The sequence below is a fragment of the Rhodopseudomonas palustris genome, from assembly GCF_003591005.1.
Lineage (GTDB): Bacteria > Pseudomonadota > Alphaproteobacteria > Rhizobiales > Xanthobacteraceae > Rhodopseudomonas > Rhodopseudomonas palustris_K.
Map to the genome: position 1 here is coordinate 19291 of NZ_QYYD01000004.1, position 15296 is coordinate 34586.

12 protein-coding genes are annotated in these 15296 nt (G+C 65.6%); 9 read left to right on the forward strand and 3 right to left on the reverse strand.

Annotated elements, in window-relative coordinates; translation table 11 throughout:
- Window positions 1-20: 20 nt before the first annotated feature.
- Entirely contained in the window at window positions 21-878 is an 858-nt protein-coding gene (locus D4Q52_RS05020) for an aspartate dehydrogenase (RefSeq protein WP_119855459.1), read from the reverse strand.
- Window positions 879-883: 5 nt separating this feature from the next.
- The gene (locus D4Q52_RS05025; protein WP_119855460.1) at window positions 884-2140 is read right to left on the reverse strand and encodes a flavin-dependent oxidoreductase; all 1257 of its coding nucleotides are present in this window, start codon (window positions 2138-2140) and stop codon (window positions 884-886) included.
- A 193-nt stretch (window positions 2141-2333) separates the two neighbouring features.
- Here D4Q52_RS05025 and D4Q52_RS05030 point away from each other — a divergent pair, with 193 nt between their 5' ends.
- Window positions 2334-3200, forward strand: a complete 867-nt coding sequence (locus D4Q52_RS05030; protein WP_182915234.1) for a LysR family transcriptional regulator — start codon at window positions 2334-2336, stop codon at window positions 3198-3200.
- 24 nt (window positions 3201-3224) lie between these two features.
- Here D4Q52_RS05030 and D4Q52_RS05035 read toward each other — a convergent pair whose 3' ends face one another.
- Window positions 3225-4034, reverse strand: coding sequence for an alpha/beta fold hydrolase (locus tag D4Q52_RS05035; protein WP_119855462.1), 810 nt, complete (start codon window positions 4032-4034; stop codon window positions 3225-3227).
- A gap of 364 nt (window positions 4035-4398) precedes the next feature.
- Here D4Q52_RS05035 and D4Q52_RS05040 point away from each other — a divergent pair, with 364 nt between their 5' ends.
- From D4Q52_RS05040 to ahcY, 8 genes are all read left to right on the forward strand, one after another.
- Window positions 4399-4785 carry a cupin domain-containing protein gene (locus D4Q52_RS05040; protein ID WP_119855463.1) on the forward strand — a complete coding sequence of 129 codons (387 nt, stop codon included), beginning with the start codon at window positions 4399-4401 and terminating at the stop codon, window positions 4783-4785.
- 764 nt (window positions 4786-5549) lie between these two features.
- A complete protein-coding gene (locus D4Q52_RS05045) occupies window positions 5550-6521 on the forward strand; it encodes a Bug family tripartite tricarboxylate transporter substrate binding protein (protein WP_119855464.1) in 972 nt (323 codons plus the stop codon).
- Window positions 6522-6615: 94 nt separating this feature from the next.
- Window positions 6616-7065 carry a tripartite tricarboxylate transporter TctB family protein gene (locus D4Q52_RS05050; protein ID WP_119855465.1) on the forward strand — a complete coding sequence of 150 codons (450 nt, stop codon included), beginning with the start codon at window positions 6616-6618 and terminating at the stop codon, window positions 7063-7065.
- Entirely contained in the window at window positions 7062-8564 is a 1503-nt protein-coding gene (locus D4Q52_RS05055; protein WP_119855466.1) for a tripartite tricarboxylate transporter permease, read from the forward strand. Before D4Q52_RS05050 ends, D4Q52_RS05055 begins: the two co-directional genes overlap by 4 nt.
- Window positions 8565-8610: 46 nt before the next feature.
- Entirely contained in the window at window positions 8611-10290 is a 1680-nt protein-coding gene (locus tag D4Q52_RS05060; RefSeq protein WP_119855467.1) for a thiamine pyrophosphate-dependent enzyme, read from the forward strand.
- 407 nt (window positions 10291-10697) lie between these two features.
- On the forward strand, window positions 10698-12050 hold the full coding sequence (locus D4Q52_RS05065; protein ID WP_119855468.1) for a hypothetical protein: 1353 nt from the start codon (window positions 10698-10700) through the stop codon (window positions 12048-12050).
- A 57-nt stretch (window positions 12051-12107) separates the two neighbouring features.
- Complete coding sequence (metK, locus tag D4Q52_RS05070) at window positions 12108-13304, forward strand: methionine adenosyltransferase (RefSeq protein WP_119855469.1); 1197 nt, start codon at window positions 12108-12110, stop codon at window positions 13302-13304.
- Between the two features lie 240 nt (window positions 13305-13544).
- A complete protein-coding gene (gene ahcY, locus D4Q52_RS05075; RefSeq protein WP_119855470.1) occupies window positions 13545-14975 on the forward strand; it encodes an adenosylhomocysteinase in 1431 nt (476 codons plus the stop codon).
- The last annotated feature ends 321 nt before the right edge of the window (window positions 14976-15296 follow it).

Genomic DNA, 15296 nt, shown 5'->3' on the forward strand with positions numbered 1-15296 from the left:
CGATCAACTAACCAGTGCGCCTAAATCACCAGCAGATTAGTACGGTGCTCGATCAGGCGGACCAGGCTCAGCGCGGTCAGTTCGGAGGATTTCGGGTTGGTGGCGAGCGGGCGGTTTTGCAGCGTGATCTCCATGCGGCCGAAGGCGCCGCTGGCCGCGATGCGGTGGCCGTTCATGGTTGCGGCCGGGTCGGCGATCAGTTCGACCCGGGTGCGGTCCATGCCGATGCCGGCCAGCGCCGTCACCACGGTGGCGTTGGCGTTCTGCGGATAGTCCGCCGCCGCCTGCCGGGCGGTTCCGGAAAAGAGCACGGCGCGCTCGGTCATGCGATCGAGATCGAGCAGCCGCTCGGCCGGCGTCGCGGCCCAGGCGCGTGGCGGCTTGACGATTTGATGCAAAACATCGTTCAGTCCGAGCACGGCGGCGCTCGCCAGCGCGTCGAGGCCGCCGATCGCTCCCGAGGGAATGTCGATGCGGCTGCCGTGGCGATCCGCCAGCTCGGCAAGCTTGGCCAGCATGCCGTCGTCCGCGAGCGCACTGGTCGATGCCAGGATCACGGCCGGCGCCGCCGCGAGTGCGGCGGGCGCCCATTGCAGGATCGCGGCGCGGCCGGCGGCTTCGACCACGAGGTCCGGCGCGAGCGCCCGGAGCTGATCCGCGGAGCCGAGAAACTCGACGCCCTCGGGTAGCCGGCTGCGCGCCTCCGGGCTGTCGATCGTCGCGATCGCCGCGATCTCGATCGGCGCGCCGCGCTGGCGCAGAAGGTCGCCGACGCGCGAGTTGATCGCGCCCCAGCCGATGAACACCAGCCGCAGCGGCACCGAGCCGGATCGGCGCGGCAGGCGGTTATCGAACTCGGACGGTGCGGGCGACGACATCCCGCTCAGACCCCGGGCGCCGACACGACGTCGGCGAGCGTGAAGCCGGCGATCTGCTTGTAGTTCTCCGAGAGCTGCCGCAACTCGTCCTGGGTGATGTAGTCGTCGAGCTTGTCGAACGGCTTGTCGCCGACCAGCCGCTCGACCGTGGTGTTGATGAAGTCCGGCGGCGACTGCCGGTTGGTGCGCACCACGGCAGCGGCAGCCTTGGCGCGCACCGCCTCGTAGGCTTTCAGCGCCTGCTTCGTATCCTGATGGGCCAGCAGAGCGTCGGCCAGCGTGCGCGCGTCGATCAGGCTCTGCGCCGAACCGTTGGAGCCGCGCGGATACATCGGATGCGCGGCATCGCCGGCCAGCGTCACCCGATCGAACGTCCAGGTTTCGATCGGGTCCTTGTCGACCATCGGATATTCGAGGATCTGATGCGCGTCGCGGATCATCTGTGCGACGTCGAGCCAGTCGAATGTCCAGTCCTGATACACCGGCAGAAAATCTTCCAGCTTGCCCGGCTGGTTCCAGTCGTTGCGAACGAAGGTGTCCCGCTCGATGTCGGCCATCCAGTTGATCAGCTGATGGCCCTCGTCGTCGAAATTGTCGATGATCGGATAGATCACCATCTTGCCGGTCCGGATCGATCCGACCCGCATGTAGGTGCGGCCGCCGAGGATCGGCTTGTGCCGGGTCACGCCGCGCCAGCTGTTGATGCCGGCGAACGCCAGCTTGTCGTCCGGATAGTACTGCTTGCGGATCGCGGAGTTGACGCCGTCGCAGGCCACCACGATATCGCCGCGCACGCTGTCGAGCGTCTGTCCGGTCGTAGTCTGGCGGAAGTTCACCGTGACGCCGGTCTCGTCCTGGGTCACGCCGGTGCATTCGCAATCCGTCACCACCGCTTCGGCGCCGAGCCGGCTACGCACCGCGTCGGCCAGGATGACGTGGAGCCGGCCGCGATGAATGCCGATCTCGGGCACGTCGTAGCCGGCGAATTTGCCACGCGGCTCCTTGTAGATCAGCTGGCCGAATCGATTGAAGAACGCGCTCTCGCGATTCTCGATGCCGGCCGCCACCATGTCGTCGCGCAGCCCCAGCGCGGTGAGTTCGCGCATCGCGTGCGGCAGCAGCGTGATGCCGACGCCGAGCGGCTTGATTTCCGGCGCGCGCTCGTAGACGCGGCAGGCGATGCCACGACGATGCAAGTTGAGGGCGAGCGCGAGCCCGCAAATGCCGCCACCGGCGATCACGACGTTCGGCGTCTTGCTCATCTGTTCAGCCTCGTAGGTTCATCGGAAATGTGACGACGCGGCAGGTGCGGCGCAACGGATCGGTCGGGTGGCGCAGGACGCGAGGGCGGCGTCGCGAGCCCGGCCGATCGCTTTTCGGCGAATTTGTTGTATGGGAGATGAGCCGCGCGTCGGATGCCGCTCGGAGCCCAAACGCGGAGGAAACGGACAAGCGATGGCGTCGGAACTCGAGGTCTTCATTCTGGTGGCGGAAAGCGGCGGCTTTGCCGGCGCCGCCCGCAGGCTGCGGCTGACGCCGTCGGCGATCAGCCGCCGCGTGGCGCTGCTGGAAGACAAGCTCGGCGTCCAGCTGCTGTCCCGCACCACCCGCAAGGTCGAACTCACCGCGGCCGGCGAAGCGTATTTCGCCCGCATCAAGCCGCTGCTCGCGGCGATCGCCTCGGCCGCCGACGATCTCGAACAGTTCTCGCCGGTTCCGGTCGGGCAGCTCGTGGTCGGCGCGCCGGCCGCGCTGCTGGAGCGCAAGCTGGTCGGCTTCGTCGAGGAATATCTCGCCGCACATCCGCAGATGCGCATCGAGCTGGTGCCGACCGAACTCGGCTCCAATGTCGATTACGACTTCATCGTGCAGTCGCTGGCGTCCTCGGACAAGAATAAGGTCTCGATGAAGCTGACCGCCAATCCGTGGACGATCTGCGCGGCGCCGGACTATCTGGCGCGGCACGGCACGCCCGAGCACCCGCGCGATCTGCAGGCCCATAATTGCCTGGTGATCGGCACGCATCCGCATTGGCAGTTCTTCGTCGACGACAAGGAACTCAACATCGTGCCGCCGAGCCGGCTGATCAGCTTCGGCAGCGCGGTGTATCGCGCCGCGCTCGACGGCTTCGGCATTGCGCGGCTGGCGGCGTTTCTGGTCAATGACGACCTTGCCAACGGCCGGCTGGTGAAGCTGCTCGACCGCTATTCCGACACGCGGCCGCGCGATCTCTATCTGATCGCCGATGCGGACAAGATTGCGCTGACCAAGCATGCCGGGTTCGCCGATTTCATCAAAGCCAAATTCGCGGCCGGGTTCTGAGCGGCGCGCGGCCGCGTCGTTCGCTCACCGCGCCAGCTCCTGGGTGGCCGGGCGCTGAGTGGCACCGCTCAGCTGGCGGAAGAAGCCGGCCAGCGCGGCGTTGTAGTCCTCGCCCCGCGTCTCGGGCAGAAAGTGGCCGCCGCGGTCGAGCACGATGTAGTCGGCGCCCGGGATCCGCTCCGCCAGCTCGTCGGACATGTATTGCGGGATCAGCGTATCGTCGCGCGCCGCCAGCACCAGGGTCGGCGCCGCGACGCGCGGACTGATCGCGCTCATGTCGGCGTTGAGGATCGCGTCGATCCGCGCGATGGTGATGTCGATATCGACCGCGCCGCCGCCGTCGAAGCTGGCATCGTGCGCTTCGGCGTAGTCCGGCGGATAGCGGAAGAACACGCCGGCCTTGTGAAACAGTTCGGTGGCGCCGAGTTCGAGCAGCGAGCGACGGAATTCGAACACGCGGCGGAAGTAATTGCCCGGCGCGCACCAGGTCGAGGACAGCACCAGCGCGGCGACGCGCGTCGGCTGTTCGACCGCCAGCGTCTGGGCGATCGCGCCGCCGGTGGAGTGGCCAACCAGGGTGGCGACGTCGATGCCGGCGTGATCCATCACGCTTCGGACGTCGTCGGTCATCTGGCCGATCGAATAGGCGCCGCGGGTGCGTGCGCTGGCACCGGCGCCGCGCTGATCGATCGCGATCACCCGATGCGATCGACTGAAGAATTCCACCTGCCGCTGCCAGAACGATCCGACGCCGCCGAAGCCGGGAATGAAGACGAGTGCCGGGCCGTGCCCGCTGTCTTCGTAGTACAGATCGTTGTCACCCGCGTATGGCATGCTGTTCCGGCCTCGTCGTTTATGCCGACCTCAGTCTGACGCCTAGTACAAAGCGCGGCGGTCGATAAGCTTCAAAAAAATCATCAATGCTCGTGACGCGGCGTGATCGGCGGTTTGACCGCCGATTGGGCGCGTTGCCCGATGATTGCCCGCGCTGCGCCTGCGAATTCGGCAGCTCAGACGTCCGCGCGATGATTTTTTCGCACGCATCTTCGTGAGTTTTTTCTAGTTGCGCGCGGCGGGGCGGTTCCGGATAGATTTTTCATCTTCGTCCTCGCGCGCGGCGCCAGCCGCGGCGGGGAGGGCGTCGATGCGTTGCCGAACCACGCTGACGCTCTGAGACAACACCACGAAAGGCTTTGCGATGAACGTGCTCGACCACAATGGCCAACCGCTGGAGAAGTGGCGCGAGGGGGTGATGACGCGGATGCGGATGTCGTATTTGCTCGGCGGGCGGCAGCTGTGCGTGTTCGATCAGTTCTGCGATTTCGACCTTGGCGCGCCGATCCACATTCATGCGGTCGAGGAAATTCTCGAAGTGATCGAGGGCCGCGCCGAGATCACCCTCAACGGCGAATCCTCGATCGTCACTGCCAATCAGTCGGTGCTGATTCCAGCCGGCACGAAGCACGGCTTCCGCAATCTCGAAAAGACCGTCCTGCACGTCCGCGCAACGCTGGCCTCGCCGATCTTCGAAGCGTCCTACGAGAACCGCGCGGAAATCTCCCGCCGCTGGACGCCGGACGTCTAATCTCGCAATTGCGATACTCTTCATTGGAAACGTGGGCTCGGCCCACCATCGCAGGCATCACAAGTGATGCCTGCATGTGTCTCGTAACAGTCGGCCGGACCCCAACGCAGCAGCATCAGCTGCGTTCTGCGTCATTGCGAGCCCACCGGGTCCGGCCTTGGCCCGGCCCGATGACAGGCTCGGCGAAGCAATCCAGAGTCGTGAGCACTGACTGGATTACTTCGTCGCTTCGCTCCTCGCAATGACGGCGTTCAGGCAGTGTTGCACGGATCGAACGTCCGGCCAGATCTCAGAGCCTGACCGAAATTTGCCCTGTGAAATAAGGCATGGCCGCCTCCACACGTCATGCCCGGCCTTGTGCCGGGCATCCACGCCTTGCTGACGCAAATGCGAAAAGGCGTGGATGGCCGGGACAAGCCCGGCCATGACGGACTAAGGGGCAGAATTATTTGGCTTTGGGCGGGGATGATTTGAGCCCGCAGAAAATTGCGCTCGGTTCCGCTAGCCGCGCTATGCTTCTCGCTAGAGCGTGTGTGCACCGCAAGCCGCGCCTGCTGACCTTCGCCTGAGCGTGGTGCATGTTGTTTGAGCGCAAAACGCCTGTCGCACAGGCAATTCCGCCGCGGCGACGATGATTTTTTCGAACTCATCTTCGTGAGTTTTTTCTACATTGCATGACGGAAATCGCGCCAAGATAGTCTAAGCCCGACAGCGTGCGCAGAATATTGATCTGTGTCGAAACGACCGGCGAGGGGGCCTATCTCATGGTGATGAAGAGACTGACTGCGGCGGCATTGGTGCTGATGTCCTCGGTCGCGGCGACGGCAGCCTCTGCGGAGGAATGGCCCTCGAAGAGCATTCGGCTGATCGTGCCCTATGCGCCGGGGGGTTACACCGACACGGTCGCGCGCATCACCGGCAACTATCTGCAGAAGACGCTCGGACAGACGGTGATCGTCGAGAACCGCGCTGGCGGCGGCGGCATCGTCGGAACCGACTTCGTGTCGAAGCTGCCGGGCGACGGCTACGCATTGTGCGTCTGCAGCATCGGTGCGGTGTCGATCGCGCCGATCGCCCAGGGCGTCAAATACGATCCGCTCAAGGATCTGACGCCGATCAGCATCATCAGCACGATCCCGCAGACCGTGATCGTCAATCCGTCGGTGCCGGTGAAGTCGATGCAGGAACTCGTCGACTACGCCAAGGCCAATCCCGGCAAGCTCAGCTTCGGCTCGAGCGGCGCCGCCGGCCTGATGTACTTCTCGGTCGCGCTGTTCCAGGCGCGCACCGGCACCAAGATGACCCACGTGCCGTTCAAGGGCGGCGCACCGGCGACTGCGGCGGTGGTGTCGGGCGAGGTCAGCCTGTCCTTCACCAACATGACCGACGCGCTGCCGCAGATGGAAGCCAACACTGTGCGGGCGATCGCCGTGACCGGCGAGAAGCGCAGCGAGTTCGCGCCCGACCTGCCGACCGTCGCCGAAGCCGTTCTGCCGAACTACAGCGCCGAATCCTGGAACGCCATCATGGCGCCGGGCGGCACGCCGGCCCCGGTGGTGAACAAGCTGTCCGACGCCCTGAAGAAGATGGCCGACGATCCGGAGGTCAAGAAGGCGATGGCGGTGGTCGGTGCCTCGACGGTCTACACCACGCCCAATCAGTTCCGCAGCGCGATCGCCACCGAGCTCGATCAGTGGAAGGAACTGATGAAGGAAATCAAGGCGAACAAGACCTGATCCGAATGCCGCGCCGCGCGCACGGCCCGACGAGCTCGTCGGGCCAACTGCACCGCCTGCGGCTGGCCCATCTCGCAACCTGGGGAATGACCCGATGAAATCGCTCGGACGACACATCAACGATGATGTCTGCACCGGCGCGCTGCTGGCGGTGGTGGCGGTCGTGGCGCTGAGCTACATCCGGACGCTGGACGTCGGCACCGTGCTGGAGATGGGCCCCGGTTACTTCCCCTACGGGCTGGCGCTGGTGCTGCTCGGGATGGGGCTGATCCTGATCGTCAAGGGTGTGCTGATCGGCGGCACGCCGATCGAGAAATTTCATCTGCGGCCGCTGGTCTTCATCCTGCTGTCGTTCGCCGCGTTCGGGTTTCTGCTCGAGCGCGCCGGCATGGTGGTCGCGGTGCTGGCGCAGGTCGGCATCGCCGCGCTGGCTTCGCGCGAAACCACGCTGCTGCAGACCGCGGTGACCGCCGTCGGCTGCGCGGTGGCGAGTTCGGTGCTGTTCGTGTGGATCCTGCAGATTCCGGTCCGTGTCTGGCCATGATCGACGTCTTCGCCCTGATGGGCCACGGCTTCGCGGTCGCGGCCACGCCTGAGAACCTGCTGTACTGCCTGTGCGGCGCGCTGTGCGGCACATTGATCGGCGTGCTGCCCGGCCTCGGCCCGGTCGCGACCATCTCGCTGCTGCTGCCAGTGACTTTCGCGCTCAATCCGCTGTCGGCGATCATCATGCTGGCGGGCATCTATTACGGCGCGCAATATGGCGGCTCGACCACGGCGATCCTGGTCAATATCCCCGGCGAGTCGACCTCGGTGGTCACCGCGATCGACGGCTACAAGATGGCCCGGCAGGGCCGCGCTGGCGAGGCGCTGGCGATCGCCGCGATCGGCTCGTTCATCGCCGGCTGCTTCGGCACGCTGGTGATTGCCCTGATGGGTCCGCCGCTGGCGCTATTGGCGCAGCGCTTCGAGTCGCCGGACTACTTCTCGCTGATGGTGCTCGGCCTGGTCGCGGCCGTGGTTCTGGCGAACGGCTCGGTGTTCCGCGCGGTGTGCATGATCTTCCTCGGCCTGTTGCTCGGCATGGTCGGCATGGACGTCAACACCGGCGAGGCGCGGATGACGTTCGGGCTGATCGAACTGTCCGACGGCATCAACTTCGTCGTGCTGGTGATGGGATTGTTCGGCGTTGCCGAGGTGATCTCCAATCTCGAAGGCGCATCGGTGCGGATGACGGACCGGGCGAAGATCTCCAGCATCTGGCCGTCGTTCAAGGTGCTGCGCGGCGCCTGGGGTGCGGTGACGCGCGGCACGTTGCTGGGATCGATCTGCGGCCTGCTGCCGGGCGCCGGCGCCACGATGGCGTCGTTCTCGTCCTACGCGCTGGAGAAGCGCGTCGCGAAGGACCCGTCGCGGTTCGGCAACGGCGCCATCGAGGGCGTCGCCGGGCCGGAATCGGCCAACAACGCCGCGGCGCAGACTTCGTTCGTGCCGCTGCTGACCATGGGCATCCCGACCAGCGCCACCATGGCGCTGATGGTCGGCGCGCTGACGCTGCACGGCATCGCGCCGGGGCCGATGATCATCTCGCGGCAGCCGGAGCTGTTCTGGGGCCTGATCGCCAGCATGTTCATCGGCAACGCCATGCTGGTGATCATCAACCTGCCGCTGATCGGCATCTGGGTTCGGCTGCTCGCGGTGCCGTATCGCGTGCTGTTCCTGGTGATCTGCGTGGTCTGCGCGATCGGCGTCTACTCGGTCAACAATTCGAGCTTCGACATTTATCTTACGGTCGCCTTCACGCTGCTCGGCTATGTGCTGCTCAAGCTCAAGGCCGAGCCGGCGCCGCTGCTGATGGGCTTCGTGCTGGGGCCGCAGGTCGAAGAAAACTTCCGCCGCAGCCTGATCAGCTCGCACGGCGACCCTGCGGTGTTCCTGCAGCGGCCGATCAGCTGCGTTCTGCTGCTGGCGAGCGTGGCGCTGCTGGTGTCGATGATGATGCCGCAGATCGTCCGCCGCCGCCAGGAAGTGTTCCAGGAGTGATCGGTCGTGGGGCAGGCCGCGAAGTAACGACCCGAGGAATCCGATCATGAACGTCCAGCCTACAGCCGGAGCGGCGTCGCCGACCGGCGCTCGCCTGCGCAACGGCGGCGAACTTTTGATCGCGGCGCTGCGGTGCCACGGGGTCGATCGGATGTTCGGCGTGCCGGGCGAAAGCGCGCTGCCGGTGTTCGACGCGGTGGCCGATGCTGAGGCCGGTGTGCGCTTCATCGTCTGCCGCCATGAGGCGACGGCGTCGCATATGGCCGAGGCCGATGGCAAGCTCACCGGTCGCCCCGGCGTGTGCATCGTCAGCCGCGGCCCGGGCGCGATGCACGCGATGGTCGGCGTGCACACCGCCTGGCAGGATTCGACGCCGATGCTGCTGCTGATCGGCCAGGTGCCGCGGGCGTATCGCGGCAGGGAGGCGTTTCAGGAGATCGACTACACGGCGGTGCTCGGCAGCATGACCAAATGGGTCGCCGAGGTCGAATCCGCCGACCAGATCCCGACGATGGTGGCGCGCGCGTTTTCCGTTGCGCTGCAGGGCCGCCCGGGGCCGGTGGCGCTGGCGTTGCCGGAGGATGTGCTGAGCGACCTCAGCGACGCCGCCGACGTCGCGCCGATCGCGGTCGAGCGCGCCGCGCCGGCGCCGGCTGAGCTGCACGCGGCTCACGCGCTGCTGCAAAGCGCGCAGCGGCCGCTGATCATCGTCGGCAATCTCGGCTGGAGCCGGGCGGCCGCCGATGCGTTCGGCCGCTACGTCGAGAGTAACGATCTTCCCGTCGTCGCCGGCTTCCGCTCGCAGGACGTGCTCAGCAACGATTGCGATCAGTATCTCGGCGATCTCAGTCTCGGCTGCAGCCGCAAGCTGGTCGAGCGCGTCAAACAGGCGGATTGCCTGCTGGTGATCGGCGACCGGCTCGGCGACGTCACCACGCAGCACTATTCGCTGTTCGAGCTGCCGGTGCCGCAGCAAACACTCATCCATGTCTTTCCCGACGCCGGTGAGCTTGGCCGTGTCTATACGCCGACGCTGGCGATCGAAGCCGATGCGTCGCGCTTCGTCGCGGCGCTGGCCGAGCTGCCGCCGCTCGAGCCGGCCGCGTGGGCGGACTGGCGCGCCGCCGGCCGCGCCGCCTATGTCGCGTATCAGAAGGCGCGGCCGCACGCCCCGCTGCTCGACGTTGCGGAAGTGATCACGCATCTGCGCGAGCGGTTGCCGTCCGACGCCATCGTCACCAACGGCGCCGGAAACTACACGATCTGGCTGCATCGCTACTTCCGCTATCGCGAGCTCGGCACCCAGATCGCGCCGAAGTCCGGCTCGATGGGCTATGGCCTGCCGGCCGCGATCGCCGCCAAGCTGCGCCATCCGGAGCGAGCCGTGGTCTGCCTCGCCGGCGACGGCTGCTTCATGATGGCGTCGCAGGAATTCGCGACGGCGATCCGCGAGCAGTTGCCGATCGTCGTGATCATCGTCAACAACGCCGCCTACGGCTCGATCCGGATGCACCAGGAGAACCAGTTTCCCGGGCGGCCGAGCGGCACGACGCTGACCAACCCTGATTTCGTCACGCTGGCGCAGAGCCACGGCGCCCACGCCGAAGCGATCGACAGCCACGCCGCCTTCCCGCAAGCGCTGCAGCGCGCGATCGCGGCCGACAGGCCTGCCGTGATCGAACTGCGCACCGACCCGCGTCAGCTGACGCCCGACCGGATGATCTAACCGCCGCAACGCGCCGCGCCGCGGACGACCTTTTCGGGTCAGCTCTCAATCGCTTCGTCATGCCCGGCCTTGTGCCGGGCATCCACGCCTTGCTGACGGACATACAGAAAAGGCGTGGATGGCCGGGACGAGCCCGGCCATGACGGGTTGAGGCGTGCGTAACTTTCCGAAACCTACCGATGGGTGGGAAAGTCGGCTTCAATCCCTGGGCGCACGGGCATTGCCGACGGGCGTGAGCCCGATCCGCCCGCGACCTCTTCTCCGGCGCCAGCGCCCTTATCAGTTCGACAAAAAGCCCTGATTTCCCCGCCGGTTGCGCGATGCTGCATCTGCGCTGTTGCTTTTTGCCCGTGGGCAATCCATGGTGCCGGCGCCCTACGATCGCCTTCTGCCCACCATAGGGGTTCATGAAGAACGAGCAGCTCCTCGGTCGGATTTCGGACTATTGCCGCGTCGCGGGAATGGCTGAGACGACGTTTGGCCGGCGCTCGGTCAATGACGGCAAGCTGGTGCAGCGGCTGCGCGAGGGCAAGCGCATTACCGTCGACACGCTGGACCGGATTGAGGCGTTCGTCGCCGCCGGGCTCGGCAATCCGCCGCCGCCGCGCGGCCTGGTGGTGCCGCCGGAGCGGCGCGACCCGCGCAGCAATTTCCGCTTCTTCGAGAACCGCCAGAAATATCTGCTGTTCGTTCACACCTGCAGCGAGAAGCGGGTGGTGGCGGACCGCGTCACGCTGGAGCTGGGCAGCATCCATCCGCGGCCGCCGGCGCTGCGGGTGTTCGACGCCGGCTGCGGCGACGGCACCGTGCTGGCGCGGGTGCTGCGGGCGATGCACGGCCGCTTCCCGCACATGCCATTCTATGTCGCCGGCAAGGAGCTCAGCCTCGAGGATCTGCGGCTGACGCTGGACAAGGTGGCGGACCGGCTTTTCGAGCACCCGGCGTCGGTGTTCGTCTTCACCAATATGTACTACGCCGAAGCGCCGTGGCTGACGCCGGCATCGCCGACGGCGGCGGCCGGCATGATCTGGCACGAGGTGGCGCTGCGCGGCGACTCATCCGGCGAATTCGAGGCCCAGATCAACGAGCTGGCGCCGTTCCTGCAGGAGAACTGGCGCGCCCGGGTCAGCCCGCATTCCGGCATGCCGGTCTACGAACGCCCGGTGGCGATCGTGCTGTACCGAGAAGACCATCGCTTCCTGCTCGATTCGATCATCCCGCGTGCCGGCAAGACCGAGGCGAATTTCGACCTGATCATCGCCTCGCAGCCGTACCGCGCGAAAGCCAGCGTCAACTTTCGGGCGAAGCGGATCATCGCGCCGCTGGCGCGGGCGCTGCGCGCCGGCGGGCGGCTGATCGGAATTCACTCTCACGGCCACGACCCGGGGTTGGAAATCGTCCGCGCGGTGTGGCCGGACGAAAATCCGTTCTCGGTCAGCCGCCACGAATTGCTGCGGGCGGTGAAGTACGAGTTGGGGGCCGCCGGCCGGGACCTCAACTTTAACGCTTATGCGGATAGCCGGTCGATCTTTCGCTATGATATGGAGGCGCTACCGAACGAAGTCACAGGGGCCATCGGCAATTCGACGGCCTTTGCAGCCTGGAACGCCGCGGTTTATGTCGCCCAGATCGAAGACGACCGGCTGACGGAGACGACACAGGGCGGCCACTATCTGGAAGCGACCAGGGAAGTTCTGCGCAAGCACAGCGGGCTCTGGTTCTACGACGAATCCTACGTCATCTCGCGTCGGCGCGATTGACTTCTCAGGGATAACATTCACGAAACGCCGCCGTGTTGGCGGACAAGGGGTTGGTACATGCGCGCGTCTTATTTGTTCACCAGTGAGTCGGTGTCGGAAGGTCATCCGGACAAGGTCTGCGACCGGATCTCCGACGAAGTCGTCGATCTGTTCTTCCGCGAAGGCCCGAAGGCCGGCATCGATCCGTGGGCGATCCGCGCCGCGTGCGAGACGCTGGCCACCACCAACAAGGTGGTAATCGCCGGCGAAACCCGCGGCCCTTCCTCGGTGACCAACGAGCAGATCGAAGGCGTCGTCCGCGCCGCCATCAAGGACATCGGCTACGAGCAGGAAGGCTTCCACTGGGAGAATTGCGACATCGAGATTCTGCTGCATCCGCAGTCGGCCGATATCGCGCAGGGCGTCGACGCGCTGCAGCCCGGCACCAACAAGGAAGAGGGCGCCGGCGATCAAGGTATTATGTTCGGCTACGCCACCAACGAGACGCCGGATCTGATGCCGGCGCCGATCTTCTACGCCCACAAGATCCTGCGGCTGATCTCGGAAGCACGCCACTCCGGCAAGGAGAAGGTGCTGGGCCCGGATAGCAAGAGCCAGGTCACCATCCAATATGAGAACGGCAAGCCGGTCGGCGTCCGCGAGATCGTGGTGTCGCATCAGCATCTGATCGAGGACATGACCTCGGAGCAGGTGCGCGAGCGCGTCGAGCCCTATGTGCGCCAGGCGCTGCCCGCCGACTGGATCTCCGACAAGACGATCTGGCACATCAACCCGACCGGCAAGTTCTACATCGGCGGTCCGGACGGCGACACCGGCCTGACCGGCCGCAAGATCATCGTCGATACTTACGGTGGCGCGGCCCCGCACGGCGGCGGCGCGTTCTCCGGCAAGGATCCGACCAAGGTCGATCGCTCGGCCGCCTATGCGTCGCGCTACCTCGCCAAGAACATCGTCGCGGCCGGCCTCGCCGATCGCTGCACGCTGCAGCTCGCCTACGCCATCGGCGTGGCGCGGCCGCTGTCGATCTACATCGACACCCACGGCACCGGCAAAGTGTCGGAAGACCAGCTCGAGAAGGCGGTCGCCGAGGCGATGGACCTGACGCCGCGCGGCATCCGCACCCATCTCGACCTCAACAAGCCGATCTACGCCCGGACCTCGTCCTACGGCCATTTCGGCCGCACCCCGGACGCCGACGGCGGCTTCTCCTGGGAGAAGACCGATCTTGCCGACGCGCTGAAGCGCGCGGTGTAAGGAAGCACGGCTTCTAACCTCTCCCCGCTTGCGGGGAGAGGTCGCCCGGCGTAGCGCAGCGAAGCCGGGCGGGTGAGGGGGGCGCCTCCGCGCAGCCGAGCCGCTCGGGCTCGCGGAGACGCCCCCTCATCCCAGCCTTCTCCCCGCCAGCGGGGAGAAGGAGCAGGCAGTGCCTCAAAGTGCCCGAATTAGTTTGTAGTGCTCAGGTCGTCTGACACCGACATCAGGAAACCCATCCGCATGACCGCCACCGCCAAGAAGTCCAACTTCACCGACTACATCGTCAAGGATATCGGCCTCGCCGAATTCGGCCGCAAGGAGATCTCGCTGGCCGAGACCGAAATGCCCGGCCTGATGGCGACCCGCGAGGAATACGGCCCGAAGCAGCCGCTCAAGGGCGCCCGCATCGCCGGCTCGCTGCACATGACGATTCAGACCGCGGTGCTGATCGAGACGCTGGTGGCGCTCGGCGCCGACGTGCGCTGGGTGTCGTGCAACATCTATTCGACCCAGGACCACGCCGCCGCGGCGATCGCCGCTGCCGGCATTCCTGTGTTCGCCATCAAGGGCGAGAGCCTCGAGGATTACTGGGCCTACACCGCCCGGATGTTCGACTGGCACGGCGGCGGCACCCCGAACATGATCCTCGATGACGGCGGCGACGCCACCATGTACGTGCATCTCGGCCTGCGCGCCGAGAACGGCGACACCGCCTTCCTCGACAAGCCGGGCTCCGACGAGGAAGTGATCTTCTTCGCGCTCCTGAAGAAGCAGCTCAAGGAGAAGCCGAAGGGTTACTTCGCCGAGATCGCCAAGAACATCATGGGCGTCTCCGAAGAGACCACCACCGGCGTGCATCGCCTCTACGACATGCAGAAGGCCGGCACACTGCTGTGGCCCGCCATCAACGTCAACGACTCGGTCACCAAGTCGAAATTCGACAACCTCTATGGTTGCCGTGAATCGCTGGTCGACGGCATCCGCCGCGGCACCGACGTGATGATGTCCGGCAAGGTCGCGATGGTCGCCGGCTTCGGCGACGTCGGCAAGGGCTCGGCGGCGTCGCTGCGCCAAGCCGGCGCCCGCGTCATGGTGTCGGAAGTCGATCCGATCTGCGCGCTGCAGGCGGCGATGGAAGGCTATCAGGTCGTGACCATGGAGGACGCGGCGCCGATCGCCGACATCTTCGTCACCGCCACCGGCAACAAGGACATCATCACCATCGAGCACATGCGTGCGATGAAGGATCGCGCCATCGTCTGCAACATCGGCCACTTCGACAACGAGATTCAGATCGCGCATCTGAAGAACCTGAAGTGGGACAACATCAAGCCGCAGGTCGACGAGATCACTTTCCCGGACGGCAAACGCATCGTGCTGCTGTCGGAAGGCCGCCTCGTCAACCTCGGCAACGCCACCGGCCATCCGTCCTTCGTGATGTCGGCGTCGTTCACCAATCAGACGCTGGCGCAGATCGAACTGTTCGCCAACAACAAGGACGGCAAGTACAAGAAGGAAGTCTACGTCCTGCCGAAGAGCCTCGACGAAAAAGTCGCCCGCCTCCACCTCGCCAAGATCGGCGTCAAGCTGACCGAACTGCGCAAGGACCAGGCGGACTACATCGGCGTCAAGGTCGAGGGGCCGTTCAAGGCGGAGCATTATCGGTATTGATGGGGGAGGGCGGTCGCGATTGGCGCGGCCGCTGCTACTCGCTCAGAGCGTCATAGCCGGGCTTGACCCGGCCAACCATCGGACTAACGACAAAGCCCCGGAGCGATCCGGGGCTTTGTTATGCGAATGGGGTGTTCTGGTTTACAAGATTGAGCCCCTTGCGAGCGCTGACATCGTTGCCATCTGGCCAGACCGCACTTATCGGACCGTCCTGCGATACGACGTAAACGCGCCAATCGAGCTCCCTGACTAATGAATTTGATCGCTGAGCGATGACGCATGCCGAACTGATTTGAATCTAGAGGCTCTCCGAGCCGGTTC

What these genes read in the sequence shown, in the direction of transcription:
- ahcY (WP_119855470.1), top strand. Translation starts at nt 13,545, where the DNA reads ATGACCGCCACCGCCAAGAAGTCCAACTTCACCGACTACATCGTCAAG.
- D4Q52_RS05030 (WP_182915234.1), top strand. Translation starts at nt 2,334, where the DNA reads ATGGCGTCGGAACTCGAGGTCTTCATTCTGGTGGCGGAAAGCGGCGGC.
- D4Q52_RS05035 (WP_119855462.1), bottom strand. Translation starts at nt 4,034, where the DNA reads ATGCCATACGCGGGTGACAACGATCTGTACTACGAAGACAGCGGGCAC.
- metK (WP_119855469.1), top strand. Translation starts at nt 12,108, where the DNA reads ATGCGCGCGTCTTATTTGTTCACCAGTGAGTCGGTGTCGGAAGGTCAT.
- D4Q52_RS05020 (WP_119855459.1), bottom strand. Translation starts at nt 878, where the DNA reads ATGTCGTCGCCCGCACCGTCCGAGTTCGATAACCGCCTGCCGCGCCGA.
- D4Q52_RS05060 (WP_119855467.1), top strand. Translation starts at nt 8,611, where the DNA reads ATGAACGTCCAGCCTACAGCCGGAGCGGCGTCGCCGACCGGCGCTCGC.
- D4Q52_RS05040 (WP_119855463.1), top strand. Translation starts at nt 4,399, where the DNA reads ATGAACGTGCTCGACCACAATGGCCAACCGCTGGAGAAGTGGCGCGAG.
- D4Q52_RS05045 (WP_119855464.1), top strand. Translation starts at nt 5,550, where the DNA reads ATGGTGATGAAGAGACTGACTGCGGCGGCATTGGTGCTGATGTCCTCG.
- D4Q52_RS05055 (WP_119855466.1), top strand. Translation starts at nt 7,062, where the DNA reads ATGATCGACGTCTTCGCCCTGATGGGCCACGGCTTCGCGGTCGCGGCC.
- D4Q52_RS05050 (WP_119855465.1), top strand. Translation starts at nt 6,616, where the DNA reads ATGAAATCGCTCGGACGACACATCAACGATGATGTCTGCACCGGCGCG.
- D4Q52_RS05065 (WP_119855468.1), top strand. Translation starts at nt 10,698, where the DNA reads ATGAAGAACGAGCAGCTCCTCGGTCGGATTTCGGACTATTGCCGCGTC.
- D4Q52_RS05025 (WP_119855460.1), bottom strand. Translation starts at nt 2,140, where the DNA reads ATGAGCAAGACGCCGAACGTCGTGATCGCCGGTGGCGGCATTTGCGGG.